This window comes from Aeromicrobium marinum DSM 15272, assembly GCF_000160775.2.
In the GTDB taxonomy this organism is placed as follows: domain Bacteria; phylum Actinomycetota; class Actinomycetes; order Propionibacteriales; family Nocardioidaceae; genus Aeromicrobium; species Aeromicrobium marinum.
The window spans coordinates 843,852-870,392 of record NZ_CM001024.1 but is presented as its reverse complement, the minus strand read 5'-3'; the positions used below and the strand labels follow the sequence as shown (position 1 = coordinate 870,392).

Annotated in this window: 26 protein-coding genes; 6 read left to right on the top strand and 20 right to left on the bottom strand. The window is 72.1% G+C overall.

All coding sequences use genetic code 11. The features are described 5' to 3' along the window. The 4 genes from HMPREF0063_RS17070 to rimP form a co-directional block, all read right to left on the bottom strand. On the bottom strand, window positions 1–368 hold a 368-nt coding region (locus HMPREF0063_RS17070), incomplete at its 3' end, for a translation initiation factor IF-2 N-terminal domain-containing protein (RefSeq protein ID WP_007077487.1). Window positions 369–503: 135 nt separating this feature from the next. After that, on the bottom strand, window positions 504–812 hold the full coding sequence (locus HMPREF0063_RS04590; RefSeq protein ID WP_007077486.1) for a YlxR family protein: 309 nt from the start codon (window positions 810–812) through the stop codon (window positions 504–506). Window positions 813–870: 58 nt separating this feature from the next. After that, the gene (gene nusA / locus HMPREF0063_RS04585; RefSeq protein WP_007077485.1) at window positions 871–1,869 is read right to left on the bottom strand and encodes a transcription termination factor NusA; all 999 of its coding nucleotides are present in this window, start codon (window positions 1,867–1,869) and stop codon (window positions 871–873) included. A gap of 1 nt (window position 1,870) precedes the next feature. Then, window positions 1,871–2,353, bottom strand: a complete 483-nt coding sequence (gene rimP / locus HMPREF0063_RS04580) for a ribosome maturation factor RimP (protein WP_007077484.1) — start codon at window positions 2,351–2,353, stop codon at window positions 1,871–1,873. 110 nt (window positions 2,354–2,463) lie between these two features. On the opposite strand from rimP, the gene HMPREF0063_RS04575 reads away from it, so the two are divergent. Both HMPREF0063_RS04575 and HMPREF0063_RS15655 read left to right on the top strand, forming a co-directional pair. Beyond that, window positions 2,464–2,901 (top strand): hypothetical protein, encoded by a 438-nt coding sequence (locus HMPREF0063_RS04575; RefSeq protein ID WP_040320096.1) that lies wholly within the window; start codon window positions 2,464–2,466, stop codon window positions 2,899–2,901. After that, window positions 2,898–3,302 carry a DUF4439 domain-containing protein gene (locus tag HMPREF0063_RS15655; protein ID WP_007077483.1) on the top strand — a complete coding sequence of 135 codons (405 nt, stop codon included), beginning with the start codon at window positions 2,898–2,900 and terminating at the stop codon, window positions 3,300–3,302. The genes HMPREF0063_RS04575 and HMPREF0063_RS15655 overlap by 4 nt, the downstream gene beginning before the upstream one ends. Here the strand turns inward: HMPREF0063_RS15655 and HMPREF0063_RS04565 are convergent. The 3 genes from HMPREF0063_RS04565 to HMPREF0063_RS04555 all read right to left on the bottom strand — a co-directional run bounded on the left by HMPREF0063_RS04565 (window position 3,256) and on the right by HMPREF0063_RS04555 (window position 6,338). Further along, complete coding sequence (locus HMPREF0063_RS04565; protein WP_156794181.1) at window positions 3,256–5,031, bottom strand: proline--tRNA ligase; 1,776 nt, start codon at window positions 5,029–5,031, stop codon at window positions 3,256–3,258. The two genes, HMPREF0063_RS15655 and HMPREF0063_RS04565, sit on opposite strands and share 47 nt — an antisense overlap. A gap of 29 nt (window positions 5,032–5,060) precedes the next feature. Continuing rightward, the gene (locus tag HMPREF0063_RS04560; protein ID WP_007077481.1) at window positions 5,061–5,429 is read right to left on the bottom strand and encodes a DoxX family protein; all 369 of its coding nucleotides are present in this window, start codon (window positions 5,427–5,429) and stop codon (window positions 5,061–5,063) included. Between the two features lie 66 nt (window positions 5,430–5,495). Further along, entirely contained in the window at window positions 5,496–6,338 is an 843-nt protein-coding gene (locus HMPREF0063_RS04555) for a GNAT family N-acetyltransferase (RefSeq protein ID WP_007077480.1), read from the bottom strand. A gap of 102 nt (window positions 6,339–6,440) precedes the next feature. Between HMPREF0063_RS04555 and HMPREF0063_RS04550 the strand changes: the two genes are divergently transcribed. Next, window positions 6,441–6,878: a universal stress protein gene (locus HMPREF0063_RS04550; RefSeq protein WP_007077479.1), complete on the top strand. Its 438-nt coding sequence runs from the start codon at window positions 6,441–6,443 to the stop codon at window positions 6,876–6,878. A gap of 9 nt (window positions 6,879–6,887) precedes the next feature. On the opposite strand, the gene ispG is transcribed toward HMPREF0063_RS04550, so the two are convergent. From ispG to HMPREF0063_RS04525, 5 genes are all read right to left on the bottom strand, one after another. Beyond that, complete coding sequence (ispG, locus tag HMPREF0063_RS04545; RefSeq protein WP_007077478.1) at window positions 6,888–8,036, bottom strand: flavodoxin-dependent (E)-4-hydroxy-3-methylbut-2-enyl-diphosphate synthase; 1,149 nt, start codon at window positions 8,034–8,036, stop codon at window positions 6,888–6,890. Between the two features lie 105 nt (window positions 8,037–8,141). Then, a complete protein-coding gene (locus HMPREF0063_RS04540) occupies window positions 8,142–9,440 on the bottom strand; it encodes a M50 family metallopeptidase (RefSeq protein ID WP_007077477.1) in 1,299 nt (432 codons plus the stop codon). Next, entirely contained in the window at window positions 9,437–10,639 is a 1,203-nt protein-coding gene (gene dxr / locus HMPREF0063_RS04535) for a 1-deoxy-D-xylulose-5-phosphate reductoisomerase (RefSeq protein WP_040320095.1), read from the bottom strand. Before dxr ends, HMPREF0063_RS04540 begins: the two co-directional genes overlap by 4 nt. 59 nt (window positions 10,640–10,698) lie before the next feature. After that, a complete protein-coding gene (locus HMPREF0063_RS04530) occupies window positions 10,699–11,490 on the bottom strand; it encodes an ABC transporter permease (RefSeq protein ID WP_007077475.1) in 792 nt (263 codons plus the stop codon). Next, window positions 11,487–12,401 carry an ABC transporter ATP-binding protein gene (locus HMPREF0063_RS04525; RefSeq protein ID WP_040320094.1) on the bottom strand — a complete coding sequence of 305 codons (915 nt, stop codon included), beginning with the start codon at window positions 12,399–12,401 and terminating at the stop codon, window positions 11,487–11,489. Before HMPREF0063_RS04525 ends, HMPREF0063_RS04530 begins: the two co-directional genes overlap by 4 nt. Window positions 12,402–12,532: 131 nt before the next feature. Here HMPREF0063_RS04525 and HMPREF0063_RS04520 point away from each other — a divergent pair, with 131 nt between their 5' ends. Genes HMPREF0063_RS04520 through HMPREF0063_RS04510 form a run of 3 tightly spaced genes read left to right on the top strand, consistent with a single transcriptional unit; the run spans window position 12,533 to window position 15,347 of the window. Next, the gene (locus HMPREF0063_RS04520; protein ID WP_007077473.1) at window positions 12,533–13,690 is read left to right on the top strand and encodes a sensor histidine kinase; all 1,158 of its coding nucleotides are present in this window, start codon (window positions 12,533–12,535) and stop codon (window positions 13,688–13,690) included. Next, a complete protein-coding gene (locus tag HMPREF0063_RS04515) occupies window positions 13,687–14,340 on the top strand; it encodes a response regulator transcription factor (RefSeq protein WP_007077472.1) in 654 nt (217 codons plus the stop codon). Before HMPREF0063_RS04520 ends, HMPREF0063_RS04515 begins: the two co-directional genes overlap by 4 nt. A gap of 26 nt (window positions 14,341–14,366) precedes the next feature. Further along, window positions 14,367–15,347, top strand: coding sequence for an SDR family NAD(P)-dependent oxidoreductase (locus tag HMPREF0063_RS04510; protein ID WP_007077471.1), 981 nt, complete (start codon window positions 14,367–14,369; stop codon window positions 15,345–15,347). 85 nt (window positions 15,348–15,432) lie between these two features. Here the strand turns inward: HMPREF0063_RS04510 and HMPREF0063_RS04505 are convergent, their stop codons facing one another. The 8 genes from HMPREF0063_RS04505 to HMPREF0063_RS04470 form a co-directional block, all read right to left on the bottom strand. Beyond that, window positions 15,433–15,912: an AMP-binding protein gene (locus HMPREF0063_RS04505; protein ID WP_007077470.1), complete on the bottom strand. Its 480-nt coding sequence runs from the start codon at window positions 15,910–15,912 to the stop codon at window positions 15,433–15,435. Then, on the bottom strand, window positions 15,912–16,646 hold the full coding sequence (locus tag HMPREF0063_RS04500; RefSeq protein WP_007077469.1) for an enoyl-CoA hydratase: 735 nt from the start codon (window positions 16,644–16,646) through the stop codon (window positions 15,912–15,914). The genes HMPREF0063_RS04505 and HMPREF0063_RS04500 overlap by 1 nt, the downstream gene beginning before the upstream one ends. A 31-nt stretch (window positions 16,647–16,677) precedes the next feature. Then, window positions 16,678–17,532 (bottom strand): alpha/beta fold hydrolase, encoded by an 855-nt coding sequence (locus tag HMPREF0063_RS04495; RefSeq protein ID WP_169309968.1) that lies wholly within the window; start codon window positions 17,530–17,532, stop codon window positions 16,678–16,680. 32 nt (window positions 17,533–17,564) lie between these two features. Further along, window positions 17,565–18,707, bottom strand: coding sequence for a dual-specificity RNA methyltransferase RlmN (gene rlmN, locus HMPREF0063_RS04490; protein ID WP_007077467.1), 1,143 nt, complete (start codon window positions 18,705–18,707; stop codon window positions 17,565–17,567). A gap of 114 nt (window positions 18,708–18,821) precedes the next feature. Beyond that, on the bottom strand, window positions 18,822–19,799 hold the full coding sequence (locus tag HMPREF0063_RS04485; protein WP_007077466.1) for a zinc-binding metallopeptidase family protein: 978 nt from the start codon (window positions 19,797–19,799) through the stop codon (window positions 18,822–18,824). Window positions 19,800–19,843: 44 nt separating this feature from the next. After that, on the bottom strand, window positions 19,844–20,716 hold the full coding sequence (locus tag HMPREF0063_RS04480) for a transglutaminase family protein (RefSeq protein ID WP_007077465.1): 873 nt from the start codon (window positions 20,714–20,716) through the stop codon (window positions 19,844–19,846). Further along, on the bottom strand, window positions 20,713–23,181 hold the full coding sequence (locus HMPREF0063_RS04475; RefSeq protein WP_007077464.1) for a circularly permuted type 2 ATP-grasp protein: 2,469 nt from the start codon (window positions 23,179–23,181) through the stop codon (window positions 20,713–20,715). The genes HMPREF0063_RS04480 and HMPREF0063_RS04475 overlap by 4 nt, the downstream gene beginning before the upstream one ends. Continuing rightward, complete coding sequence (locus HMPREF0063_RS04470) at window positions 23,178–26,528, bottom strand: transglutaminase family protein (RefSeq protein WP_007077463.1); 3,351 nt, start codon at window positions 26,526–26,528, stop codon at window positions 23,178–23,180. The genes HMPREF0063_RS04475 and HMPREF0063_RS04470 overlap by 4 nt, the downstream gene beginning before the upstream one ends. Window positions 26,529–26,541: the final 13 nt, after the last annotated feature.

The following is a 26,541-nucleotide window of genomic DNA, read 5'->3' as shown; positions in this document are numbered from 1 at the left end:
GCCGGAGCAGCCGGTTCGGGCTCGGCGGCAGGCTTGTCGACCCGCGGGCCGGGCTTGGGTGCGGTCGCACCGGTCTCCGGCGCAGCCGTGGTCTCGGGGGCGGGGGCGTCGACGGCCTGGGCCTCCGCCGCCGGGGCTGCCGGCTCGGGCTTCGCCGCCGCCGACTTCGCGGGGGCCTTCTTGGCCGCCTTCTTCTCACCCTGGGCACGCAACGCGTCCCCGTGCTCCTCCTTGAGGCGACGCACCACGGGTGCCTCGACGGTGGAGGACGCGGACTTCACGTACTCCCCCATGTCCTTCAACGTGGACAGGATGGTCTTGCTCTCGACGCCGAGCTCGCGGGCGAGCTCGTGGACTCTGACAGCCACTGTTCTCCTTCAGGGGGTCCACTCCCGGAAGGGGGCGAACCGCTAGTTGACGTGCAGGCTCATTGCGAAGTACTCATCGAGTTCCCATGAGCGAGTGCTCCGATTCGTGTCGGGAACGCAGGTGCGTTCCGGCGGTCATCTGTGCTGGTTCGTGCTGTTCTGACTGGTGCTGCTCCCCGTGCTGCCGGCCTGTCCGGCGATCCAGGCGGTGAGGCGCCCGAGGTCGAGCGGTCCCTCCACCCGGAGGGCCCGACCCAGCGCCTTGCGCCGGACCGCGAGGTCCAGGCACCGGGCCTCGGGGTGCAGGTGCGCCCCTCGTCCCGGCAGCGAGCGACGGGGATCCGGGACGGCGACCCACTGCTGGGTCCCCTGCTCGGCGACGACTCGCACCAACGAGGTGGCCTCCGCGCGCTGCCGACATCCGACGCACGTGCGAACGACCACCGGCAGTCTACCCCGTGCAACGGCCTCGGACGACCGTGGCCCGTCCGACCCCGACGCCTCAGTCACCGGTGTCGGAGCGGATGTCGATGCGCCATCCGGTGAGCTTGGCCGCCAGGCGGGCGTTCTGGCCCTCCTTGCCGATCGCCAACGACAGCTGGAAGTCCGGCACCACGACCCGGGCCGACCGGGTCGCCTCGTCGACGACCGTGACGCTGGTCACCCGGGACGGCGACAGGGCGTAGCCGATGAACTCGGCGGGGTCGTCACTGTGGTCGACGATGTCGATCTTCTCGCCGTGCAGCTCGTGCATGACGTTGCGCACCCGCGCCCCCAGAGGCCCGATGCAGGCGCCCTTCGCGTTGACCCCGGGGACCCGCGCCCGCACCGCGATCTTGGTGCGGTGACCGGCCTCACGGGCCACGGCCACGATCTCGACCGAGTGGTCGGCGATCTCCGGCACCTCCAGCGCGAAGAGCAGGCGGACCAGGTTCGGATGGGTCCGCGAGACCTTGACGCGCGGACCGCGCAGCCCCTTCTCGACCTCGTACACGTAGGCCTTGATGCGCTCGCCGTGGGCGTACTTCTCCTCGGCCACCCGCTCGGCCGAGGGCAGGATCGCCTCGACCCGGCCGAGGTCGATCATGACGTCGCCCGGCGAACGGCCCTGCTGGATCACGCCGGACACGATGTCGCCGACCCGTCCGGAGAACTCGCCGTACTTCTGCTCGTCCTCGGCCTCACGGAGACGCTGCATGATGACCTGGCGGGCGATGGCCGCCGCGAAGCGTCCGAAGTCCTCCGGGGTGTCGTCGAACTCCTCGGACCAGGCGGCAGGAGGGTGTGGCTGCTCCTCGGTCGGCTCGACGGGCAGCCGCTCGGCCGCCCACACCACCACGTGGCCGTTCTTGCGGTCGAGCTCGACCCGCGCGTGGCCGTGGGCGTCGGGCGTCTTGTGGTAGGCCGAGAGCAGCGCCTGCTCGATGGCCTCCACGACGACGTCGAAGGACAGGTCCTTCTCGCGCTCCAGGGCCCGCAGGGCGTTCATGTCGATGTCCATGTCACGCGTCCTTCCTGTTCAGCTCGACCTGCACGAGTGCACGGGCCACCTCGGGATAGGCGATCTCTCGGATGTCCGTCGGTGCGCCACGGCGCTCCTGCTGGGCGAGGGTGGCGTGGGTGTCGGTGCTGCTGGTGATCCGGCCGGTCTCCACGGCGCCGTCGGTCAGCTCGACCTTGACGAGACGACCGTGGTTGCGCCGCCAGTGGCGGGGGCTGGTGAGGGGGCTCGAGACCCCGCGCGATGTGACCTCGAGGGTGTACGGCGTGCCGCCGAGGGCGGCCACCGCCGCCGGGTCGTCGTCGAGCACGGCGTTGAGCGCACGGGTGACGGCGGTGATCTGGTCGATGCCGACACCGTCGTCGGAGTCCAGGGCGACACGGAGCACCCGCTTGCGGCCCGCCGCGCTGATCGTGAGGTCGTCGAGCTCGAGCCCCTCGGGCTCGACGCACGACCGCACGAGAGCGGTGAATCGTTCGTCCATGGCGCCTCCCGGTCGTCGGTGGGTCCAGCTCGGGCGCCGTGTGAAGTTGTCGCCACCTGGGGCTGGTGTCGTCGCCACCCTACCCAATCGTGGTCGGCTAGCCTGCCACCGTGACCTCCCGCCGCACCTTCGTCCTGGGTGGGCTCGCCACGGTGGTCGCCGTCGGCGGCGCCGCCGGCCTCGTGACCACCGGTGTCGCCGGTGATCTCGCCGGCCGGGTCGGGGTCGATCCGGTCGCACTGCCCGACGCCGGCGACGAACGGATCCTGGCCGACGCCCGGGCCGAGCACCAACAGCTGCTCATCCTCGCCGGAGGCTCCCCCGAACCCGTCCGGCGCGCTCTCGACGACCAGCTCAGAGCGCTGGGCGGCGTGCCGGTCGGCAGCGCCGGGACCGGCGGTCAGCCGCTCGACGTCGCCACCGAGCTGACGGCGGCCGCGGTCCGGCGCGCCGACCAGGCAGTCGCAGCGGTGTCCCCCGCCCTCGTCCGCACCTTGCTGTCGGTCTCCGCCGGTCTGTCGGTGCTGGCCGCCGAGGCCGCAGCATGAGCACCGACACGCCGGCACCGGACCTCATGACCGCCTTGGGCCTCGAGCACGAGGCGGTGTGGCTGCACAGCCAGATCGCGGGCCGCTTCCCCGACCTGCGGGAGCGGGCCGAGGCATCGTTCCGAGCCCATCGTGCGCGGCGCGACGAGCTGGTGGCCGAGATCGGCGACCGAGCGACCGGCCCTCAGGTGTCGTACGGCCCGGCCGTCGTGGCCGACCCCGTCGACGCGGCGGCGCGGGCCCAGGACCTCGAGCACCGCATCGCCGCGGTCTGGCTCGAGCTGGCGACCCGCGCGGACGGCGACGCCCGGCGGACGTCGCTCGCCCAGGTGGTGGTCGCTGCGCGGGCGCGCCTCACGTGGGGGGCGGCAGTGGTCGCCCTTCCCGGACTGACGCGCTGAGCAGCTCGACCAGATCGTCCACCGGCACGTCGCTGCGGTCACCCGTGGCGCGGTCCTTGACCTCCACCACGCCGTCCGCGAAGCCCTTGCCGACGACCACGATCGTGGGCATGCCGAGCAGCTCGGCGTCCTTGAACTTGACCCCCAGCGAGATTTTCCCGGGCCTGTCGTCGAACAGCACGTCCAGACCGGCCGCGCGCAGCTCGTCGTAGAGGCGGGCCGCGCCGAGGTGGACCGCCTCGTCCTTGCCCGCCGCGATCAGGTGGACGTCGTACGGCGCGAGGGCACGGGGCCAGACGATGCCGAGGTCGTCGTGCGAGGACTCCACGACCGCGGCCACGGCGCGCGAGACTCCGACGCCGTAGGACCCCATCGTGACCGTGACGAGCTTGCCGTTCTCGTCCAGCACCTTCAGGTCCAGCACCTCGGCGTACTTGCGACCGAGCTGGAAGATGTGTCCCATCTCGATCCCGCGGGCCAGCTCCAGCGGGCCCGACCCGTCCGGCGCCGGGTCTCCCGCGCGGACCTCTGCAGCCTCGATCGTGCCGTCGGCGGTGAAGTCGCGACCGGCGACCAGGTCGATCACGTGGGACCCGGCGACGTTCGCACCGGTGACCCAGCGGGTGCCGTCGACGACGCGCGGGTCGACGAGGTAGCGGATGCCGGTCGGGCCGTCCTCCCCGAGGACCGCCGGCCCGATGTAGCCCTTGACGAGATCGGGGTGAGCGGCGAAGTCGGCCTCGCCGAACGGCTCGACCTCCGCCGGCGACACCTGGGTCTCCAGCCGCTTGGGGTCGACCTCCCGGTCACCGGGGACGCCGACCGCGAGCGGCGAGCGGCTGCCGTCGGGGTGGCGGAGCATCACGAGCACGTTCTTGAGGGTGTCGGCCGCCGTCCAGGCCCGGTCGTCGCGCGGGAAGCGTTCCTGCAGGTGCGCCACCAGGGTGTCGATCGTGGGGGTGTCGGGCGTCTGCTCGGCGTGCGCCGCCGGCAGGCCGTCGAACGGCACCGGGTCCGGTGCCACCGTGGTGACCGCCTCGACGTTCGCGGCGTAGCCCCCCGGCGACCGGACGAAGGTGTCCTCGCCGGTGTCCGACACGGCGAGGAACTCCTCGCTCGCGGAGCCACCCATGGCACCGGAGTCGGCGTGGACGACGACGTACTCGAAGCCCAGCCGGTCGAAGATCCGGACGTACGCGGCGCGGTGCGCCTGGTACGACGCCTCCAGGCCCGCGTCGTCGACGTCGAAGCTGTAGGAGTCCTTCATGATGAACTCGCGGCCGCGCAGGATGCCCGCCCGCGGGCGCGCCTCGTCGCGGTACTTGGTCTGGATCTGGTAGATCGACAGCGGCAGGTCCTTGTACGAGCCGTACAGGTCCTTGACCAGCAGGGTGAACAGCTCCTCGTGGGTCGGCCCCAGGAGCAGGTCCGCGCCCTTGCGGTCGGTGAGACGGAACAGGTTCGGGCCGTACTCGGTCCACCGGTTGCTCGCCTCGTACGGCTCACGCGGCAGCAGGGCCGGGAAGCGGACCTCCTGCGCGCCGATCGCCTCCATCTCCTCGCGGACGATCGCCTCCACCCGGGCCAGGACCTTCAGCCCGAGCGGCAACCACGAGTAGATGCCGGGAGCCACCCGGCGCACGTAGCCGGCGCGCACGAGCAACCGGTGGCTGGGCACCTCCGCGTCGGCGGGGTCGTCACGGAGCGTGCGGAGGAACAACCGGGACATGCGCATGACCCGACCCTATCGACGCCGCGTCAGCCCTTGCTGCGTGCGGCCCTCGCGGCGATCCGGATGAGCGGCAGCTGCAGCGGCAGCCGCAGCACGGTCCCGGCCGTGAACCACCACGGCGCCTTCGAGCTCTGCATCGCCGAGATCGTCATCTGGACATTGGCGGGGAACACCGCGACCAGCAGGAGGGTCGCGAGGCGACCACCCAGCGGGCGGGTGGCGGGCCGCATCAGCATCGCTGCCGACGCGACCTCGACGACACCGGAGGCGTAGACCAGCTCGCGCTTGTAGGGCAGCGGCTTGGGCACGATCTGCTCGTACGGTCCGGGCTTGACGAAGTGCAGCACGCCCGCCGCTCCCAGGATGCCCGCGAGCACCTTCACCTCACGCGTCATTGCGGACCTCTGTTCACTTGCCGGCGCTCGCTCATGGCGCCACCCTAGCCAGCACCGGCCACGGCGTCAGAGCAGGATCGACGCGAACGTGCCGTGGTCGCGGAACCCGGCCCTGGCGTAGGTCCGCCGGGCCGGGAGGTTGTGGTCGTTGACGTACAGGGTGACCGCCGCGGCGATGTCGCGGCGGACGAGCCGCACGACCGACGCGAGGGCGCCTGCGGCGACGCCCGTGCCCCGCAGGTCCGGCCGGACCCAGACCCCCTGCAGCTGGCACGCCGCGGTCGAGGCGGCCCCGACCTCGGCCTTGAACAGCACCTCGTCGTCCTCGATGATCGCGAACGCCCACCCCTGGGTGACCAGCTGGGCCACCCGCGCCCGGTACATGTGGCCGTGGCTGGCCTCCGGGTCGACACCCACCTCCTCGGCGAACATCTGGACGCACGCGGGGTACAGGACGTCGAGCTCGTCCATCACGACCCGCCGCACCCGCGGATCGGGCGTCAGGGGGCTCTCGTGGTCGATGACCAGGAACGGCTGCGCGAGCCGGGGCGACCGGGCCGGACCCCACACGGGCCCGAGCCGTTCCCACATGGTGAGCACCGCGTCACGGGGTCCTGCGATCGACGACGGGCGGACGCCGCTGCGGACGAGACGGTCGGCGAAGGCCTCGGCGGCCGTCCGGTCGGCCTCGCCCGGCACCACGTTCGCCCCGCAGTGGCACACCGAGGTGAGCACTCCGTCGGTGAACCGGCCGAGCATCTGGCCGCCCATCCATCGCGGCTCCAGGCGGGTCGTGTCGGCGCGGTACTGCAGGAAGACGTTGGTCAGCGGGTCCCGGGCGAGCAGCTCACGGAACGCCGGGAGGTCTGCCGGCGAGAGCGCCCGGACGCCGGTGCGGGTGTCGAGCACGTCCCCTCCAGACCGGGGTCGCTCCGCGGACCCACGGTGACAGCCTAGCGAGACACCGGATCGCGGCGGCACGGTCGACCCGGTGCCGCGTAGGCTCCGACCATGTCCTCCGACCCGTTGATCCTCGTCGGCCACGACGGCTCCACCTTCGCCGACGAGGCGCTGCGCTGGGCGCTCGTCCAGGCCGCCCGCACGTCCGGCCGGGTGCGGGTCCTGCGTGCCTGGTCGATCACCACCGCTCCGCGCCCCGACTCCGCGGAGGCCGGGTACGTGCCGCCGCTGGACGACTTCGCTGCGGCCGTGCTCACCCGGCTGGAGTCCGACACCGCCGCCACGAGGGCTGAGCACCCGACCGTCGACGTCGACCTCGAGACCGTCCACGGACCGGCCGCGCCCGCCCTGATCGAGGCCTCCGGGGATGCGGATCTGCTGGTCGTCGGGCCCCGCGGCCTGGGCGGCTTCCGCGGCCTGGTGCTCGGCTCGGTCAGTGAGCAGTGCGTGCGGCACGCCCACTGCCCGGTGGTCGTGATCCGGGCCTGACCTACTCGATCAGGAGACGGTGACCTCGGCGCCGCCGCCGTCGACCGCCTCCATGCCCTCGGCGATCCGCAGGGCCTCCTCGATGAGGGTCTCGACGATCTTGGACTCCGGCACGGTCTTGATGACCTCGCCCTTGACGAAGATCTGGCCCTTGCCGTTGCCGGACGCGACCCCGAGGTCGGCCTCGCGGGCCTCGCCCGGGCCGTTGACGACGCACCCCATGACCGCGACCCGCAACGGCACCTCGAGGCCCTCCAGCCCGGCCGTGACCTGCTCGGCGAGCGTGTACACGTCGACCTGGGCGCGCCCGCACGACGGACACGACACGATCTCGAGCTTGCGCTCGCGCAGGTTGAGCGACTGCAGGATCTGCAGGCCGACCTTGACCTCCTCGACCGGGGGCGCCGACAGCGAGACCCGGATGGTGTCACCGATGCCCCGGCTGAGCAGGGCACCGAAGGCCGTGGCGCTCTTGATCGTGCCCTGGAAGGCCGGACCGGCCTCGGTGACGCCGAGGTGCAGGGGCCAGTCGCCCCGCTCGGAGAGCATCTCGTACGCCTGCACCATGATCACCGGGTCGTTGTGCTTCACCGAGATCTTGAAGTCGTGGAAGTCGTGCTCCTCGAACAGCGAGGCCTCCCAGACGGCCGACTCGACCAGCGCCTCCGGCGTGGCGCGGCCGTACTTCTCCATCAACCGCTTGTCGAGCGAACCGGCGTTGACGCCGATCCGGATCGACACGCCCGCGTCCTTCGCCGCCTTGGCGATGGCGCCCACCTGGTCGTCGAACTGACGGATGTTGCCGGGGTTGACGCGCACGGCCGCGCAGCCGGCGTCGATCGCGGCGTAGACGTACTTGGGCTGGAAGTGGATGTCGGCGATGACCGGGATCTGGCTCTTGCGCGCGATGTCGGGCAGCGCGTCGGCGTCGTCCTGGCTGGGACACGCGACCCGCACGATGTCGCAACCGGCCGCGGTCAGCTCGGCGATCTGCTGCAGGGTCGAGTTGACGTCGGAGGTCAGGGTCGTCGTCATCGACTGGACCGAGATCGGTGCGTCACCCCCGACGTCGACCGTGCCGACCTTGATCTTGCGGGTCGGCCGCCGTGGCGCGAGGACGGGGACGGGCGGGGCCGGCATGCCCAGGTCGATGCTCATGCGGGTCCCTCCGTCGAGAAGCAAGAGTGCGGACGTGCGTGCATGCCGATCTCCTTGGTCACTCGCTGGCGCTCGCTCATGCGAACACGGCTCCGTTCGTCGGGGTCACGTGATGCTGATCGGGTTCACGATGTCGGCGTAGATCAGGATCACGCTCATCACGATCAGGGTAAGGCCCACCGCATAGGCGACCGGCAGCATGCGGGCCACGTCGACCGGGCCCGGCTCCGGCCGGCCGCGCAGACGCGCCCACGCGTTGCGGATCCCCTCCCACAGCGCCCCGGCGATGTGTCCTCCGTCGAGCGGCAGCAGGGGGACGAAGTTGAACAGCGCGAGGAACAGGTTGAGGCTGGCCAGGAGGCTCAGCAGCCGCTGGGCGCGCTCGGCCCACGTGGGCTCGTCGAGCGTGACCAGCTCACCGGCGACCCGGCTGGCTCCCACCACACTGATCGGGCCGTCGTTCTCCCGCTCGCCGCCTACGGCGGCCTTCACCACCCCGACCATCCGCTCGGGGAGCCGCAGGATCGCCTCGACGGTGGCCTGGCTGGTCTCCCACATGACCTCGCCGACGACCAGCGGACCCTGTCGCTCGTTGGCGAAGGTCGGGGAGACCCCGAGGAAGCCGACGTCCTCGACGCGGTCGGGGTCGTCGACGGCGATGCGCTCGATCACCGAGGTCTGCACCGTGACGGTCTGCGGGGCGCCCCCGCGATCGAAGCCGATCGCGGCGGCCCGGTCGCCGTTCGCCCGGATCGAGCGGGTGAGCTCCTCCCACCCGTCGACGGGGTCGCCGTTGAACGAGGTGATGACGTCGCCGGGGAGCAGACCGGCCTCCCGGGCCGGGGTCGGCGGGTCGGCGTCGGTGCACGCCCGGCCGGCCTCGGCGTCGCTGATGGCGCAGTCCGACACCGACTGGACCGTGGTGGTCGGCACCTGTGCGCCGAACCCGATCAGCACCACCGCGAACAGCACCGCCGCGATCGCCACGTTGACCAGCGGCCCGCCCGCCATCACGATGACCTTCTTCCACCACGGCAGGCGGTAGAACAACCGGTCCATGTCCTCGTCGGCCACCAGCTCGTACTCGGCGGCGCGGGCGTCGGACACCAGCTGCGTGAACAGGCCGGTGTTGCTCTGCCGGACCAGGTGAGGATCGGTGTCCTTCGCCGGTGGCAGCATCCCGACGAGCTTGACGTAGCCGCCGAGCGGGACGGCCTTGAAGCCGTACTCGGTCTCACCGCGACGCGTCGACCACACCGTGCGTCCGAAGCCGACGAAGAACTGGGTCACCTTGACCCCGAACCGACGCGCCGGGACCATGTGGCCGCACTCGTGCAGGGCGATCGAGACGACGACGCCGACGATGAAGACCAGCACCCCCAGGGTGTAGATCACGGCGTTCATCGGGACTCCAGGTGGGTGGTGACGCGGCGGCGCGCCCAGGCATCGGCCTCGAGCACGCCGTCGAGCGTCAGCTCGGCGGTGGCGGCATCGCGATCCGCCAGGTGCTCGTCCACGACAGCGGCCACGGTGTCCACGATGCCGAGGAAGTCCAAATCACCGGCCACGAAGGCGTCGACACAGACCTCGTTGGCCGCGTTGTACACCGCCGGTGCGGTGCGGCCGAACGCGCCGGCACGGCGGGCCACGGCCACGGCCGGGAACACCTGCTCGTCGAGCGGGGCGAACTCCCACGTCGCCGCCGTGTCCCACGTGCACGGCCGCGCCACCCCCGGCAGGCGCTCCGGCCAGGCCAGACCCAGGGCGATCGGCAGTCTCATGTCGGGCGGCGAGGCCTGGGCGATGGTGGACCCGTCGACGAACTCCACCATCGAGTGCACCACCGAACCGGGGTGCACCACCACGTCGATGCGGTCGTAGCCGATGCCGAACAGCAGATGGGCCTCGATCACCTCCAGGCCCTTGTTCACGAGGGTGGCGGAGTTGATCGTGATGACCGGGCCCATGTCCCACGTCGGGTGGGCGCTGGCCTGCTCCGGGGTGACGTCGGCCAGGTCTGCGCGGCTGCGACCCCGGAACGGACCGCCGCTGGCGGTCACGACGAGTCGGGCGACGTCCTCGATCCGCTCCCCCCGCAGGGCCTGGGCGAGCGCGGAGTGCTCGGAGTCGACCGGGACCAGCTGACCCGGCCCGGCGGCGGAGGTGACCAGCTCGCCCCCGATGATGAGCGACTCCTTGTTGGCGAGCGCCAGGGTCGCGCCGGACTCCAGCGCGGCGAGTGTCGGCAGCAGTCCGACCGCGCCGGTCATGCCGTTGAGCACGACGTCGGCCGGCTCTGCCGCGACCCGGGTGGCCGCGTCCGGGCCGGCGAGGATCCGCGGGATCCGGTGGTCGCCCTCCGACCAGCCCCGACGTTGCGCCTCGGCGTACAGCGCCAGCTGGACGTCCTGGACGGCGCTGGCCCGGGCCACCGCCACCAGCGGGACGTCGAGGTCGATCGCCTGCCGGGCCAGCAGTCCCGGGTCCGATCCCCCGGCGGCCAGCGCCGTGACACAGAACCGGTCACGGTGCTCGGAGACCACCTCGATCGCCTGGGTCCCGATGGACCCGGTGGACCCGAGAATGGCGACACGCGTACGCATGTCGCCATTCTCGCCCACTGGCGGATCGGCGCCGACCGGACCCGCTCGCCGGACCGCGGCTACTTGACCTCGGACCGCAGGACGGCCATGACGCCCAGCGTGAGCGGGACGACCAGCCAGATCAGGCCCGAGACCCCGAGCTGCGCCCACTCCTCACCGCTGATGGACGTCTCGAACAGCGGCACCTGGGCGTCGCCGAAGTCGATCCACGGCTGGATGCGGTCGAACCAGTCCTGGAAGAACGCGAGGATGCCGAAGATGGTCGGCACGACGAACGCGTAGGCGAAGTAGCCGACGATCGCTCCCGCGGAGTTGCGGATGACCACGCCCAGCATGAATCCGATGAGCAGACCGAGGACGTTGCCGAGCGTGATCAGCAGCATGTCGGTGACGGTCACGTTCCACACCGTGTCGACGCCGTTGACGGCCGCGCCCACCACGTTGCCGAGCGCTCCGACGCCGAAGGAGAACAGCATCGACGCCACCGCCACGATGACGGCAGCGATGCCCTTGGCCGCCACCACCTGGCCCCGGTGCGGCACCAGCGTGAACGTGATCAGTCCGGTGCGCTGGCTCCACTCGCTGGTGACCGAGAGGATCGCCACCACGGGCAGGATGACGCCGAACGGCACCCCGATCGCACTGCCGAAGCTGTTGTAGGTGATGACGCTGTCGGGCGCGAACAGGATGACGCTCGCCGTGGCCAGCAGCGCCGTGATGGCGATGCTCATCATCAGCCAGAAGCCTGACCGGGTGTTGAACATCTTGCGGAGCTCGACCCGGACGATACGACTCAGCGGGACGCCGGGTCGGTCGGTGTGGACGGTGACCGGTGCGTGGGTGGTGCTCATGCGGAGGCTCCTTCGGGGGTCGTGGCTTCGCGCTGGTTCTCGGCCGTCAGCTCGAGGAACATCTCCTCGAGACCGGCGCCGTCGGCGGGGCGGAGCTCGACCAGCGCCACCCCGGCGGCGGCCGCCACTCGCCCGACCTCCTCGGGGGTCGACTCGGTCCGCAGACCGCCGTCGCCCGACGGGCCCGCGGTGATGCCGGCCGCGGTGAGCGCGTGGGCCAGGGCCGACGGGTCCGCGGCCTTGACGAAGGTGCCCGCGGTCTGCAGGAGCTGCTCCTTGGTGCCCTGCGCGACGATCCGGCCGTTGCCGATGACGATGATCTCGTCGGCGATGACCTCGATCTCGTGGAGCAGGTGCGACGACAGCAGCACGGTGCCGCCCCGGTTGGCGTACTCGCGCAGCAGGCTGCGCATCCAGTGGATGCCGGCCGGGTCGAGCCCGTTGGCCGGCTCGTCGAGGATCAGGATCTTGGGGTCACCCAGCAGGGCGTTGGCGATGCCGAGCCGCTGACGCATGCCCAGGGAGTAGTTCTTGACGCGCCGCTTGGACTCCGAGGGCGTCAGGCTCACCAGCTTGAGCATCTCGTCGACCCGGCTGGTCGGCAGGCCCATGGTGGCCGCGCTCAGCGCGAGGATCTCGCGACCGGTCCGGCCGGCGTGCTGCGCGGACGCGTCCAGCAGGACCCCGATCTGCGTACCGGGGTTCGGGATGTCCTGGTAGCGGACGCCGCCGACCCTGGCGTCGCCCGACGTCGCCGGGGTCAGGCCGGCCATGATCCGCATGGTCGTGGACTTGCCGGCGCCGTTGGGCCCCAGGAAGCCGGTGACGGCTCCCGGTCGGCAGGAGAAGGTGACGTCGTCGACGGCGCGGAACCCGCCGTACGTCTTCGTGAGGTGTTCGACAGTGATCATGACCCCACTCTCCCCCATGGCTCCCCCGCCGCGCATCGGCCGTGGGGCGCGTCGAACCTCGCCGAAAGGCGGAGAAGGTCCGGCCGCACGACCGACGCCGGGGCGCCGGACGCCGCCGTAGGCTGAGCGTCGTGAACGCCGTCGCCCCACCCCCGCCGGTCTCGCGGTGGGGCATGGCGTGGCGGATCGGCCTCAGCGTCCTGATCTCGGCTCTCGCCTGGTTCGAGGTGGGCCGGTGGCAGTGGGAGAACGCCCGGTGGTGGTTCTGGCTCGACCTCGCGATCGGCGTGGTGAGCTTCGCGGCCTGCCGTTGGCGCCGTCGCTACCCCTTCGCTGTCGCCATGGGGACGAACGTGGCCTCGGTGGTGTCGATGACCAGCGGTGGTCCGGCCACGTGGGCGTTGTTCTCGATGGCGACCCGCCGGCGCTGGGTCGAGATCCTGCCGGTCGGCGTCACCACGGCGGCCGCCGCGCTGGTGTTCGCCGCCATCGATCCCGCCGAGGTGCAGGACGGCTTCCTGGTCACGGCTCCGATCGTCCTGACGATCGTCGCGGTGACGATCGGCTGGGGCATGTTCATCGGGTCCCGGCGTGAGCTGCTGGCGACCCTGCGCGAGCGGGCCGAGACCTCCGAGGCGGAGCAGGCGGCCCGGGTCGCCCAGGCTCGGGTCGCCGAGCGCAACCGCATCGCCCGTGAGATGCACGACGTGCTCGCGCACCGGATCTCGATGGTCACCATGCACGCCGGGGTGCTCACCTACCGCGACGACCTCACCCCCGAGCAGGTGCGCACGTCGGCGGAGATCATCCAGACCAGCTCCCACCAGGCGCTGGTGGAGCTGCGAGAGGTGCTGGGTGTGCTGCGGGAGGGCCCCGGGGACGCCGGCCCCGAGCGGCCGCAACCGGCTGCCGACGACGTCACCGCGCTGGTCGACGAAGCCCGTGCCGCCGGGACCCGCCTGGTCGCCGTCCTCGACATCGACCTCTCGGCCGTGCCCACCGCCATCGGCCGCACGCTGTACCGGGCGGTGCAGGAGGCGCTCACCAACGCCCGCAAGCACGCCCCGGACACCCGGGTGGTCCTGCACCTGCGCGGCGCCGCGGGCACGGGGATCCATCTCGACGTCTCCAACCCGTACCCGATCGGCTCCGGCGGCGAGTCCCTGCCGAGCTCGGGGCTCGGGCTGGTCGGCCTGTCCGAGCGGATCGCCCTCGCGGGCGGCACGATCCACCGACGCGAGGGCGAGCAGGACTTCGGCCTGCGGGTCTGGCTACCGTGGCCCGCATGAGCGTCCGCGTGCTCGTCGTCGACGACGACGCCCTGGTCCGGGCGGGGCTGACCCTGATCCTCGGCGGTGCAGCCGACCTCGAGGTGGTGGGTGAGTGCCCGGACGGCCGCGAGGCCGTGGCCGCGGTGCGGTCCGGGGGCGTCGACCTGGTCCTCATGGACATCCGGATGCCGGTGCTGGACGGCATCTCGGCCACCGGGCAGATCCGTGGCCTGACCGATCCGCCGCACGTGATCGTCCTCACCACCTTCGACGCCGACGACCTCGTCGTGCGAGCGCTCGCCGCCGGCGCCTCGGGGTTCCTGCTCAAGGACACGCCACCCGCCGAGATCATCTCGGCGATCCACCGTGTCGTCGACGGCGAACCGGCACTCTCGCCGACGGTCACGGCGCAGCTGATCCGCCAGGTCACCGACGCCGCCCCCACCGAGGACAGCACCGCCGCACGGGCCCGGATCGACCTGCTGACCGAGCGGGAGATCGAGGTGGCGGTCGCGATCGGACGGGGTCGGTCGAACGCCGAGATCGCGGCTGACCTGCACATGAGTCTGGCCACGGCGAAGGCCCACATCTCGCACATCTTCAGCAAGCTCGACGTGACCAACCGGGTGCAGGTGGCGATCGCGATGCACGAGGCCGACCTGCTGTGAGGGCCGGGCCCGCCTACCGTGGTGCCATGACCTCATCGACCGGCCCGGTCACCGCAGCGCTCGACACGGCGCTCGACAAGTCCCTCGTCCTCGGCTACTCCCGCATCGGCATGGCGTTGCGCCGCCGGTGGTGGCCGGCCGACCCCGAGCCCGGGTCGCTCGCCGGGCGGCACGTGGTCGTGACCGGTGGCAGCGGCGGGCTGGGGCGGGCCACCGCCACGGGTCTCGCGGCGCTCGGCGCGACCGTCCACCTGGTGGGTCGCTCCGGGCCGCGCCTGGCCGAGTCAGCCGAGGCCATCCGCCGCGAGGTGCCTGCTGCGGACCTGGTGGAGGACGTGTGCGACGTCAGCGACCTGGATGCGGTGCGCAGCTACGCGGCCGACCTCACCGGCCGCCTCGACGGGTTGCACGCGCTGGTCCACAACGCCGGGGTGATGCCCCCGGAACGCACCGTGTCCGCCCAGGGCCACGAGTCGACGCTCGCGACGCATGTCCTCGGCCCGGTGCTGATGACCGAGCTGCTGCGTCCGTTGCTCGTCGCCGAGGAGTCGCCGCGCGTCGTGGTGGTCTCGTCCGGCGGCATGTACTCGGCCCCGTTGGACACCTCGATCAGCGACGACCTGGAGTTCCGCCGCGGGACCTACGAGGGCATCCGTGCCTACGCGCGCACCAAGCGGTTGCAGGTCACCATGGCCGAGGAGCTCGCCGCCCGGTACGACGCTGACGGCATCGCGGTGCACAGCATGCACCCGGGGTGGGCCGACACCCCCGGTGTGAGCGAGTCGATGCCGCGCTTCGCCCGGGTGGCCGGGCCGATCCTGCGCACGGCCGAGCAGGGCGCCGACACCATCGTGTGGTTGGCGGCGTCGGAGCGAGCGACCGACACCACCGGCCAGTTCTGGTGCGACCGCCGGGCCCGCCCGACGTACTACCTGCCCTGGCAGTCCGACGACCCGCAGGCCCGCCGCTCGGCCTGGTCCCAGGTGCTCGACCTCACGACCGACTGACTCCCACCCCAGCGGAATCCCCAGCCCTCGCTGGGCGTGACGATTCTGCCCCGGATCGACCGGATTCAGGGCCGAATCGTCACGCTCAGCGGGGAAGGGAGACGGGGCGGCCGGCCAGCAGGGGTTCGACCAGGTCCGCGTGCTGCTCGGCGACCCGGGCTGCGTAGCCCGGCGGGTCGGTGGGCGCGGCCTCCGCCGGGTCGCCACGTCCGGCCTTCAGCAGGACCGCCCACGACTCGGCGGCGTCGCCGAGCACCACCTGCGCCGGATCGCCCTCGACGACGGCATGCGGCGACACGGCGTCGTCCTCGACGTGCGCACCGAGGCGGATGCACGCGAGCACCGTGACGACACGCACCTGCACCGACGGCGACCGGAGCACCAGGACGTCCTCCGGGCCCAGGCCCATCATCCTCAGGCCTCCCGCCAGGCTGGCCGACTCGTGCAGGAGCTCGGCGAACGACCGGGTGAGGTCGGGGTGCTGCACGGCCCGGTCGTCGGCCCGCCCGTGGATCACGTGGACGTCGAGCAGCCGGAACGCGAGGCTGGGTTCGGCGGACGGCATCAGCGGCCGGTGAAGGTCGGACGGCGCTTCTCGGCCCGGGCAGCGGCGCCCTCACGGACGTCCTCGCTGGCCCACACGGCCGTGAAGGACGCGGCGATCGCGTCGTCGTCGGCAGCGGACCCGTTCAGCACGAGCTTGTTGTGCGCGAGGCTCAGGGGAGCCAGGGTGGCGATGTCGCGGGCCCAGTCGATGGCGACGTCGAGGGTGCCCGAGCGGTCCGCGAGGCCGTGGCCGAGCGCCGCGTCGCGGTCCAGCGACTCCGCGGCCAGCATCAGTCGGCGAGCCGGCCCGGAGCCGGCGAGCTGGGCGAGCGTGCGGATCGTCCAGGCGTCGACCGCCATGCCGTTGCGGCCGGTGGGCACGGCGAACACCGCGCTCTCGTCGGCGACCCGCAGGTCGCACGCCATGGCCAGCTGGGTGCCGGCGCCGATCGCGGGACCGTTGACCGCCGCGACGATCGGCACCGGAACCTTCGCGAGGTGGTGCAGCATCCCGTAGAGCGCGTCGAGGAACTCGTCGCCGTACACCCCCCCGAGATCGGCGCCGGAGCAGAACGCGGTGCCCTCTCCGGTGACGACGAGGACGCGGGCCCCGGCCTCGACCGCCTCGTCGACCGCGGCGTGGATCGCCCGGCACAGCTCGGTGTTGAGCGCGTTGCGGCGCTCGGGGCGGCGCAGGGTCAGCAGGACGACGTCGCCGTCGCGCTCGGACGACAGCACGGGGGCATCGGGCATGAACCCCACGCTACCGAGCGGCCGGCCGGCGTCACCCGCCGGAGTCCACGCACTCCCGGATCACCGCTGCGAGGCGGTCGGGCGCCTCGAGGCTCGGCCAGTGGCCGACGTCCGGCCAGGACACGACCGTGGTGGCGGGACGGAGCTCGCCCAGGCGGTCGACCATGGCGGGGATCGCGATCGGGTCCCGCAGGCCCCACGCGGCGGTCACCGGTCCGGGAAAGTCGACCAGGCCCGCGGTCCAACGCGCCTGGTGGCGACGGCGCTCCTCGAGGTACACGAGCTGCCGGAGCAGCACACGACGACCCCCGCCCCGGCCGATCAGACCGAGCAGGTCCGCGAGATCCTCGGCGCCCACGTCGGTCCCCGGCGCGATGCTCTCCCGCAGGCTGCGGCGGACGAAGGCCCCGGGAAGCGCGACGGCGGGGAGCCACGAGCGGAGGCGCAGGCCGGCGCGTTGCCCCCGCGTCAGTCGGGCCAGGTCGATGAAGATCGACCCGTTGGTGAGGACGACCTGGTCCACGTCGAAGGACAGGCGGCCCTCGTGGTGGCGTGCCAGCAGCTCGGCCGCGACCGTCGTGCCCATGTCGTGGGCCACCAGGACGCATCGCTGCACCCCGACCTCCCGCGCCACCTGTTCCACCAGATCGGCCTGCTCGAACAGCGAGTAGGTGGCGCGGGTCGGCTTGTCCGAGAACCCGTAGCCGAGGAGGTCCGGTGCCACGACCGGCGCCGACAGCCGTCCGACGACCTCCGCGAAGTCGTGGCTCGACCCCGGGTAGCCGTGCAGCACCAGCACCGTGGTGCCGTCACCTGGCTGTTCATGGACGAAGATGCGGTGCCCGCCCAGCTCGAGGTACCGACCGGCATCCCGCCAGGCGGTCACGCGGTCGGACAGTCCGTCACGACCCACAGGGCTCACTCCGCCGCGGCCAGCTGACCGCAGGCCCCGTCGATGTCGCTGCCTCGGGTGTCGCGGACCGTGGTCGAGATGCCCTTGGCCTCGAGCCGGCGCACGAACTCCCGCTCGTCCTCGCGCCGTGAGGCGGTCCACTTCGATCCGGGCGTGGGGTTCAGCGGGATCAGGTTCACGTGCACCCAGCCGATCCCGCCCCGGGCCGTCAGGACGTCGCCCAGCAGGTCCGCACGCCACGCCTGGTCGTTGATGTCACGCATCATCGCGTACTCGATCGAGACCCGACGGCCGGTCGCGTCGAAGTACGCACGCGCGGCGTCGACGACCTCGTCGACCTTCCACCGGGTGTTGATCGGCACCAGGGTGTCGCGCAGCTCGTCGTCCGGGGCGTGCAGCGACACCGCCAGGGTGACCGGGATGCCCTCCTCGGTCAGCTGGCGGATGCGGGGCACCAGGCCCACGGTGCTGAGGGTGATGTTGCGGGCCGAGAGGCCCAGGCCGTCCGGCGCCGGTGCGACCATGCGCCGGATCGCGCCGACGACGGCCCGGTAGTTGGCCATCGGCTCCCCCATGCCCATGAAGACCACGTTCGAGAGGCGGCCCGGGCCGCCGGCGACCTCACCGCGCGCCATGCGGCCGGCGGCGTCGACGACCTGGTCGACGATCTCGGCCGTGCTCATGTTGCGTTGCAGGCCGCCCTGCCCGGTGGCGCAGAACGGACACGCCATGCCGCAGCCGGCCTGGCTCGAGACACAGATGGTCGCCCGGCCCGGACCGTCGGCGGACAGGTACCGCATGAGGACCGACTCGACCAGGGCGCCGTCGAACAGCCGCCAGAGGTTCTTGACCGTGGTGCCGCGGTCGGCCTCCATCGTCCGGACGGGGTCGAGCAGGGTCGGCAGCAGTGCTGCGGCGATGCGGTCCCGGTTCGCCGCGGGCAGATCGGTCATCGCGGCGGGGTCACGCTCGAGCCGGGCGTAGTAGTGGTGGGCGACCTGCTTGACCCGGAAGGCGGGCTCCCCCAGCTCGGCGGCCGCGGCCGTCCGTTCCTCGGTCGAGAGGTCGGCGAGGTGTCGTGGAGGCTTGCCCCGACCACGGGGCGCCTCGAACACCAGCGGGAGCGGCTTGCGCGGTTCATCGGTCACCGGACCATCCTCCCATCGGCGCAATCCTGGTCACGAGTGGCGCAGTTCGGGGCGACACGCCGTCTCGAAACAGCCGATCTGCGCCACTCGCGGAAGGGGGGGGGTGGGGTGGGGTCAGGTGCGGAGGGAGGCGACGAACTCCAGCTTGTCGAGCACCGGCGGCGGGATGACGAACGGGTAGAGGTCGAGCGCACCCATGCTGCGGTTGATCTGGTTCAGTGCCGTCGACAGCGGCACCCAGACGCCCGTGACCAGGTCACGGAACGAGCTGAAGGCCGACGGGTCGATCGCCAGCAGTCCGTAGGAGGCGGCCGTGTCGACGGTGTCGGTGATGTGCAGCACGTGGGCGAACGTCTCGGCGAAGTCCTCGAAGGGGTGCATCGTGGCGTAGGTGCTGATGTACGAGTCCTCCCAGTTCTCCGGAGGACCCTGCTCGTAGTGTCGCTCGATCGCCTCGGGATAGCTGGCCTCCTCGTTGCCGAACAGCTCCCGGGCGGCCGCGATCCGGTCGCCCCGCACGTGCAGGAACTCCATGTAGTGGCCGACCTCGTGCCGCAGGTGGCCCAGCATCGTGCGGTACGGCTCGGCCAGCTCGACCCGCACCTTCACGCGGTGGGCGTCGTCGCCCTCGGCGAGGTCGATCGTGATGACCCCGTCCTCGTGGCCGATGACCACGTTCTCCTCGACGCTGGACAGCATGTCGAAGCACAGCCCGAACTCCGGGTCGTCGTCGCGCGAGACGTACGAGAGCCCCTGCGTGTCCAGCTCGACCAACAGGTGTCGCTTGGCCGCCTCGGCCACCGGGAACTGCGACAGTCCGGTCAGGTCGTCGTCGGAGGGCCGGGTGCGGGTGAGGTCGCACGCGGAGCACGCCCCGCCCTCCAGTGGTGCCAACCAGGTGCAGCCGGACAGGTTGAGGTTGTCGCACACGTGCCAGACCAGGCCGTCGGGATCGATCCACCGTCCGCCCTCGTCGACCGGCACGATCTCGCGACGGTCCCGCGAGAATCCGAGGTTGGTGCCGCACGACACGCACACCGAGTTCTCGAAGTAGAGGGGGCTGTCGCAGATCCCGCAGGTGAAGGCACGCATGTCCCCATTGTGCGGCCCGCGACGGTCACCGTTCGCCACGTGGATCAGCAGGGGGCGACGTCGACCTCCACCGCCAGGTTCGAGGTCTTCGCCTCGGTGAAGATGACCCCCTTCACGGGCGGTACGTCGGCGTAGTCGCGCCCCCAGGCCACGGTGACGTAGCGGTCCCCCACCGGCTGGTCGTTGGTCGGGTCCAGCGCCAGCCAGCCGTCACCGGGCAGCCAGACGGCCGCCCACGCGTGGGACGCGTCGGCGCCGACGATCCGCTCCTTGCCGGGTGGCGGATCGGTGGCGAGGTAGCCGCTGACGTACCGGACGGCCAGCCCGTGCGACCGGAGACAGGCCATCGACAGGTGGGCGAAGTCCTGACACACCCCCGCGCGGGCACCGAACACGTCGTCGATCGTGCTGGAGACGGTCGTGGCGCCCTGCTCGTACTCGAAGTCGGTGTGGATGCGGTGCATGAGCTCGGTCGCCGCCTCCCCGATCGGCCGCCCCGGCAGGAGGGAGCGCGCCGCGTAGGCGAAGGCCTCGTCGGTGTGGTCGACCAGGGGTGAACGCAGCGCGAAGTCGCCGGCCGACCAGGCGTCGAGGACGTCGGGACGCGCAGACGGGCGCGCCTGCTCCCACGGTGCGCCGAGAACGGCCCGGTCGTGCTGCTCGGCGACCACCTCGACCGTGCTGTCAGCCTCGATGCGCAGCCGGGTGTGCGGCTCGTCGACCTGGAAGTAGGTGGCGGTGTTGCCGTAGTAGTCGGTGTCGCTGCCGGTGTCGGCGGGCCGGGGGTCGACCACGACCGCGTGCTGGGTCACCTGCTGCCAGGGCAGCTGACGCGGTGCGAGATAGGCCACCCCGTAGCTGTCGGTCACGTCGTCGTCGTAGGTGTAGGTCGTGGTGTGCCGCACGCGGTACCTCATCGGCCACCCCCGCCACCGAGCAGTCCGAACGAGCGCGGCGCGGGCGCCGACGCCAGGTGCAGGTCGGCGACCGAGTCGGCGAAACGGGACAGCTGCAGCACGACGGCGTCGAGGAAGGCCTCCAGGTTCGGTCGGCGCTCTCCCTCGATCGCCACCAACGCCGCCACCTCGACCCGGGCGACCTCGTCGGCCAGGTCGGCGACGAGACGCTCGGGACGGGTGGACCCCGTCGACGCAGGCAGGTGGGCGAGGTGGACGCCGACCTCCTCGAGGTTGAACGACAGGGACCGCGGGTTGTCGGGGTCGCAGACCAGCAGGTCGAGCACGCTGGCGAGCCGGACGTACCCCCGGTAGCGGCGGCGGTGGGTGACGGCGCTCTCGGCGACGGTCAGCACCGCCTGGTGCACGTCCCGGTCGACGTCGATGCCACGACGCGTCGTCACGGTGGCGCGCAGCAACCGGCTCAGCTGCAGGCTCCGTTCGACGGCCCGACCGACGCCGATCATCCGCCAGCCCTCGTCCCGCACCATGTTGGCCGTGACGCCGTGCAACGCCGAGGCGGCCGTCAGCATCCGGCCGGCGCTCTCGCTGACCTGGTAGCCGTACGGGACCTCCTGCAGCGACCGCGCCGAACGGTCGATCGACCCGAACACGCGCCAGACGTCGGGCGAGAGCTGGTCGCGCACCGCCTGCGCGGTGTCGCGCAGGGCACTCACCGACTGCGCGACCGACGCCGGGCGGTGAGGGTCCAGCAGCAACGACCGGAAGTTCTCGTCCAGCACACCGTCGTCGAACGGGGAGGCGCTCAGCTGCTCGAGCGCCCCGATGAGGACCCGCAACGCCGCGGCGCCCGAGGAGTGGGGGCGCGACCGGAAGTCGTCGGCGGCCCCGTGGGCCGCCAGGACGAGCCGCAGGGTGTCCTCGGCCCGCTCGGCGTACCGACCGAACCAGAACATGTCCTCCAGCACCCGCGGCACCATCGCGGCCGGTGCCCGGACGTTGGTCATCGGCAGGACCTCGGTGAGCCGCTGGTCCGGCTCGTCGGGTCGCTCCTTCAGGACCCAGACGTCCTTGCTCGAGGCGAACCGACTGCCGTCGACGACCGAACCCAACCCTCCCATGAGCGGGCGGTAGGACGACCCGTAGCGGATCGTGAACGTCCGCACCTGGACCGGGCCCGGCACGATCCCGGCTCCGGTCGCGCCCAGCACGGGGGCCTGCGAGAGCACCGGCGCCTCGGTCGCGACGTACCGGTGGGGCTCCCGCTCGACCCTCGCCAGCAGCTCGCTCGGGCCCAGGTCGTGCAGCCCGGGGGTGCGGTCGATGGTGCGGATCGTCACGTCGGCCAGGTGGTCACGCACCCAGGCCAGGTGCTCGGGCTCACCGAGCCAGCGGGTGGGAACCGACGGCAGACGCAACGGCTCGTCGAGCAGCGCCTCGCACATCGAGGCCATGAACGGCAACAGGGCGGGGTTCTCCAGCACTCCCGCCCCCAGGCCGTTGACGACCCGCACGGTGCCTCGACGCACCGCCTCCACGAGCCCGGCGACGCCCAGCTGGGAGTCGCCCCGCAGCTCCAGCGGATCACTCCAGGCGGCGTCGACCCGCCGGAGCACCACGTGGACCCGTTCGAGCCGGCCGTACACCCGCAGCCACACCGCGCCGTCACGCACGACCAGGTCGCTGCCCTGCACCAGCGGGAATCCCAGGCTCGAGGCCACGAACGCCTGGTCGTAGGCGGTCTCGGACTGGCTGCCCGGTGTCAGCACCACGACCCGCGGATCGGGGACGTCACCGGGTGCGGAGTCCATCAGGGTGGACCGGAGAGCCTGGAAGTACGGTGCCATGCGGTGCAGACCCGCGTCTCGGTACAGCTCGGGCACCACCCGCGAGATGACCCGCCGGTTCTCCATCGCGTACCCGATGCCGGAGGGCGCCTGGGCACGGTCGGCCAGCACCTGCCACCCACCCGTGGCGGTGCGCGCCACGTCGGTGGCGGTGACGAGCAGGGGGTGCGACTCAGCGGCCGAAACTCGGGCCATCACCCGGAGGAAGCCGCTGTGCCCGAAGACGACGGCCGGGGGCACGACGCCCGACGTCAGCAGTCGCTGGGGACCGTAGAGGTCGACCAGGACGGCGTTCAACAGCTCGGCCCGTTGGGCCAGGCCGACCTCCAGCGGAGCCCACTCCTCGGCGGTGACGACGAGCGGGAGCGGGTCGAGCAGCCACGGCGAGGACGGCTCACCCGGCCGGGAGTAGCGCACACCGTCGTCGCCGAGGAAGCGGTCGATGTCGCGGCCGACGCGGCGCAGCTCGGTCTCGGTGAGGTCGATGGCGCTGGCAGCGAGCCCTCGCCAGGCCGGTCGCAGGGCACCGTCGGGCGCGACCACCTCGTCGTACCGCGCCGGTTCGTCGGCGAGCGTGGGTTGGGTGACGGCCGCCGTGTAGTCCCGCAGGACCGTCACGGGCGGGGGCCCGCCGGCGGGACGCGCCGCAGGTCCAGGGTGCGCGGGTACTCCGTCGACGACGCCTGGCGCGCCGACTCCAGCATGGCGGCGACGTCGAGGCGTCCCGGCGTGTGGCCGCGGGTCTCGAAGCGCGACGAGCGGCGCGCCTCGGCCGAGGCGGCGTTCACCGGCGGGTGGTCGTAGGACCGGCCGCCGGGATGCACCACGTGGTAGGTGCAGCCGCCGAGGGACACGCCGGCCGCCCGGTCGACGACGTCGAACCGCAACGGGGACTGCACCTCGATCGAGGGGTGCAGCGCCGACCAGGGCTGCCACGCCCGGTACCGGACGCCCGCGTAGTACTCGCCGGGCACGCCGGTCGGGGTCAGCGGGACCGGCACCCCGTTGCACGCGACCAGGTGGGTCGCGAGGTCGATGCCGCCGACGGCGACCTGGAGCCGCTCGACGGACGAGTCGACGTAGCGGGCCGTGCCGCCGGAGGCGGACTCCTCACCCAGCACGTGCCACGGCTCGATGCCCGCGCGCAGCTCCAGGTCGACCGGTCCGGAGGCGGTGTCGACGTGGACCTGGCCGAGCCGAGGGAACCGGAACTCCACGAACGGGTCGAGCCAGGACTGTTCGAAGTCGATGCCGTGGGCCTGCAGGTCGGCCACGACCGCGGCGATGTCGCGCGCGACGCCGCGGGGCAGCAGGAAGTCCTCGTGCAGTCCGGTCCCCCACCGCACCAGCGGGGCGACGAGCGGCTTCTCCCAGAACATCGCGACGAGGGCACGGACCAGCAGCGCCTGCACCATCGCCATCTGCGGGTGCGGGGGCATCTCGAACCCGCGCAGCTCCAGCAGTCCGAGCCGGCCGCGCGAGGAGTCCGGGCTGTACATCTTGTCGATGCAGAACTCGGCGCGGTGGGTGTTGCCGGTGAGGTCGGTCAGCAGGTGCCGCAGGGCGCGGTCGACCAGCCACGGGCGTGGTGACGGAGCAGGCTCGCCCGGCCCATCCTGTCTTGGATGACCCCCCGACCCCTGCGAAAGTCGCCGAATCTCTTGAAACGCAATCTCCATCTCGTAGGTGGCCTCCGGACGACCCTCGTCGAACCGCGGTGCCTGGCTGGTGGGCCCGATGAAGCGTCCCGAGAACAGGTAGGACAGGGACGGGTGGCGTTGCCAGTACGTGAGCAGGCTGACGAGCAGGTCCGGACGACGCAGCAGCGGGGACTGGGCCGGCTCGATGCCGCCGAGGGTGATGTGGTTGCCGCCACCGGTACCGGTGTGCGACCCGTCGAGGTCGAACTTCTCGGTCCCGAGGCGGGTCCGACGAGCGGCGTCGTAGAGCGTGTCGGTCAACGCCCGCATCTCCGCCCACGAGCGGGTCGGCTGCACGTTGACCTCGATGACGCCGGGGTCGGGGGTCACGATCAGCTGCGTCAGGCGGGGGTCCGGCGGCGGGCCGTAGCCCTCCAGAACGACCGGCGTGGAATGCTCGACCGCCGCCGCGCCGACCAGCGCCAGCAGCTCGGCATAGTCCTCCAGTCGTTCGGTCGGCGGGAGGAAGACGTGCACGAAACCGTCCCGTGCCTCGAACGCCAGCGCGGTGGTCGGTTCGTCCTCCGGGTCGACGACCTCCGCCCGGGGCGCACGCACGGTGACGGGGCCCTCCGGCGCCAGGTACGACGGGTCGCCGCTGGGGCGGGGATCGGTCCACGTGATCGAGTCCAGGGGCAGACGCAGTCCCACCGCGGAGTCCCCCGGGGTCAGCACGAGGCGTCCGCGCCGCAGCGACCACGCCGGGCTGCGCCACTGTTCCCCCGTGGCCAGGGGCAGGACCCATCCGGACGGCCCGGTCTCCGCCGCGTCGAGTGCCTCCACCAGGTCACGCCCCGGGTGCATCGGGTCGGTGTCGGGACGATCCCCCTCGGGCCGGCGCACCTCGGCCGCGAGGACCGCCAGCGGGTCCTCCCAGGCTGCGAGCAGCCACTCGTCCGGCACCCCCACCGCTGCGGTCACGGCGCGCGCGAGGCGTTCGGCGCGGTCGGAGGCGTCGGGCAGGGCTGCGGACGGGTCCCACGGATCGGCCAGCAGGTCCGGGTCGGGCCACAGCGGCTCGCCGTCGGTCCGCCACTGCAAGGCGATCTGCCAGCGCGGCAGCGGCTCACCCGGGTACCACTTGCCCTGGCCCCGGTGCACGGCACCGCCGGCCGCGTAGACCGTCCTCAGCCGTTCGGCGAGCTCCCCGGCCAGCCGGCGCTTGTCCTCACCGTCGGCATCGGTCGTCCACTGCTCGGACGTCATGTCGTCGACGGACACGAACGTGGGCTCACCACCCATCGTCAGCCGGACGTCTCCGCTCACGAGGCGGTCGTCGACCGACCGGCCCACGTCGTCGATGCGCTCCCACTGCTGGTCGGTGTAGGGCAGCGTGACCCGCGGGTCCTCGTGGACGCGGCGCACCTCGTTGTGGAACGCGAACGACACCTCGACCGGCTCGGTCACGCCCTCGATGGGGGCGGCCGACGCAGGGTGCGGCGTCGCCGACAGCGGGATGTGGCCCTCCCCGGCGAAGAGGGCGGAGGTCGGGTCGAGGCCGATCCAGCCGGCCCCGGGCACGTACACCTCGGCCCAGGCGTGCAGGTCGGTGAAGTCCTCGGTCGCGCCCGTCGGTCCGTCGAGCGCCTGGGCGGCCACCAGCGGGTCGGTGGCGAGCTGCACGAGGTAGCCGGAGACGAAGCGTGCGGCCAGACCGTACTGGCGCAGGACCGACACGAGCAGCCAGGCGCTGTCGCGGCACGACCCGATCCGCCGGGTCAGCGTCTCGTCGGGCGACTGGACCCCGGCCTCCATCCGGACGGAGTAGGCGACATCGCGGTGGACCGCCTCGTTGACCTGCACGAGGAAGGGGACCATCTCCAGCCCCTCGTCCCCCACCTCCGGCAGTCCGGCGAGCCACGACGTGACCACCGGGCCCGGGCCGTCGGTGCCCGCCTCGGTGACCGGTCGCAGGTACGGAGCGAGGTCGGCCGCCAGCTGGGGCTCGTAGGCGAACGGGAAGCGCTCGGCGTACTCCTCGATGAAGAAGTCGAACGGGTTGATGACCATCAGGTCGGCCACCAGCCCGACCGTGATGTCCAGCGTCGACACCGGCTCGGGGAAGACCAACCGGGCCATCCAGTTGCCGAACGGGTCCTGCTGCCAGTTGAGGAAGTGGTCGGCCGGCTGCACGTCGAGCGAGTACGCCTCGATCGGGGTCCGGGCATGGGGCGCGGGGCGCAGCCGCACGACGTGCGGGCCCAGTCGGACGGGGCGGTCGAAGCGGTAGGTCGTCCGGTGTTCGAGGCTGACCTTGATCGACATGCACCAAGCCTGC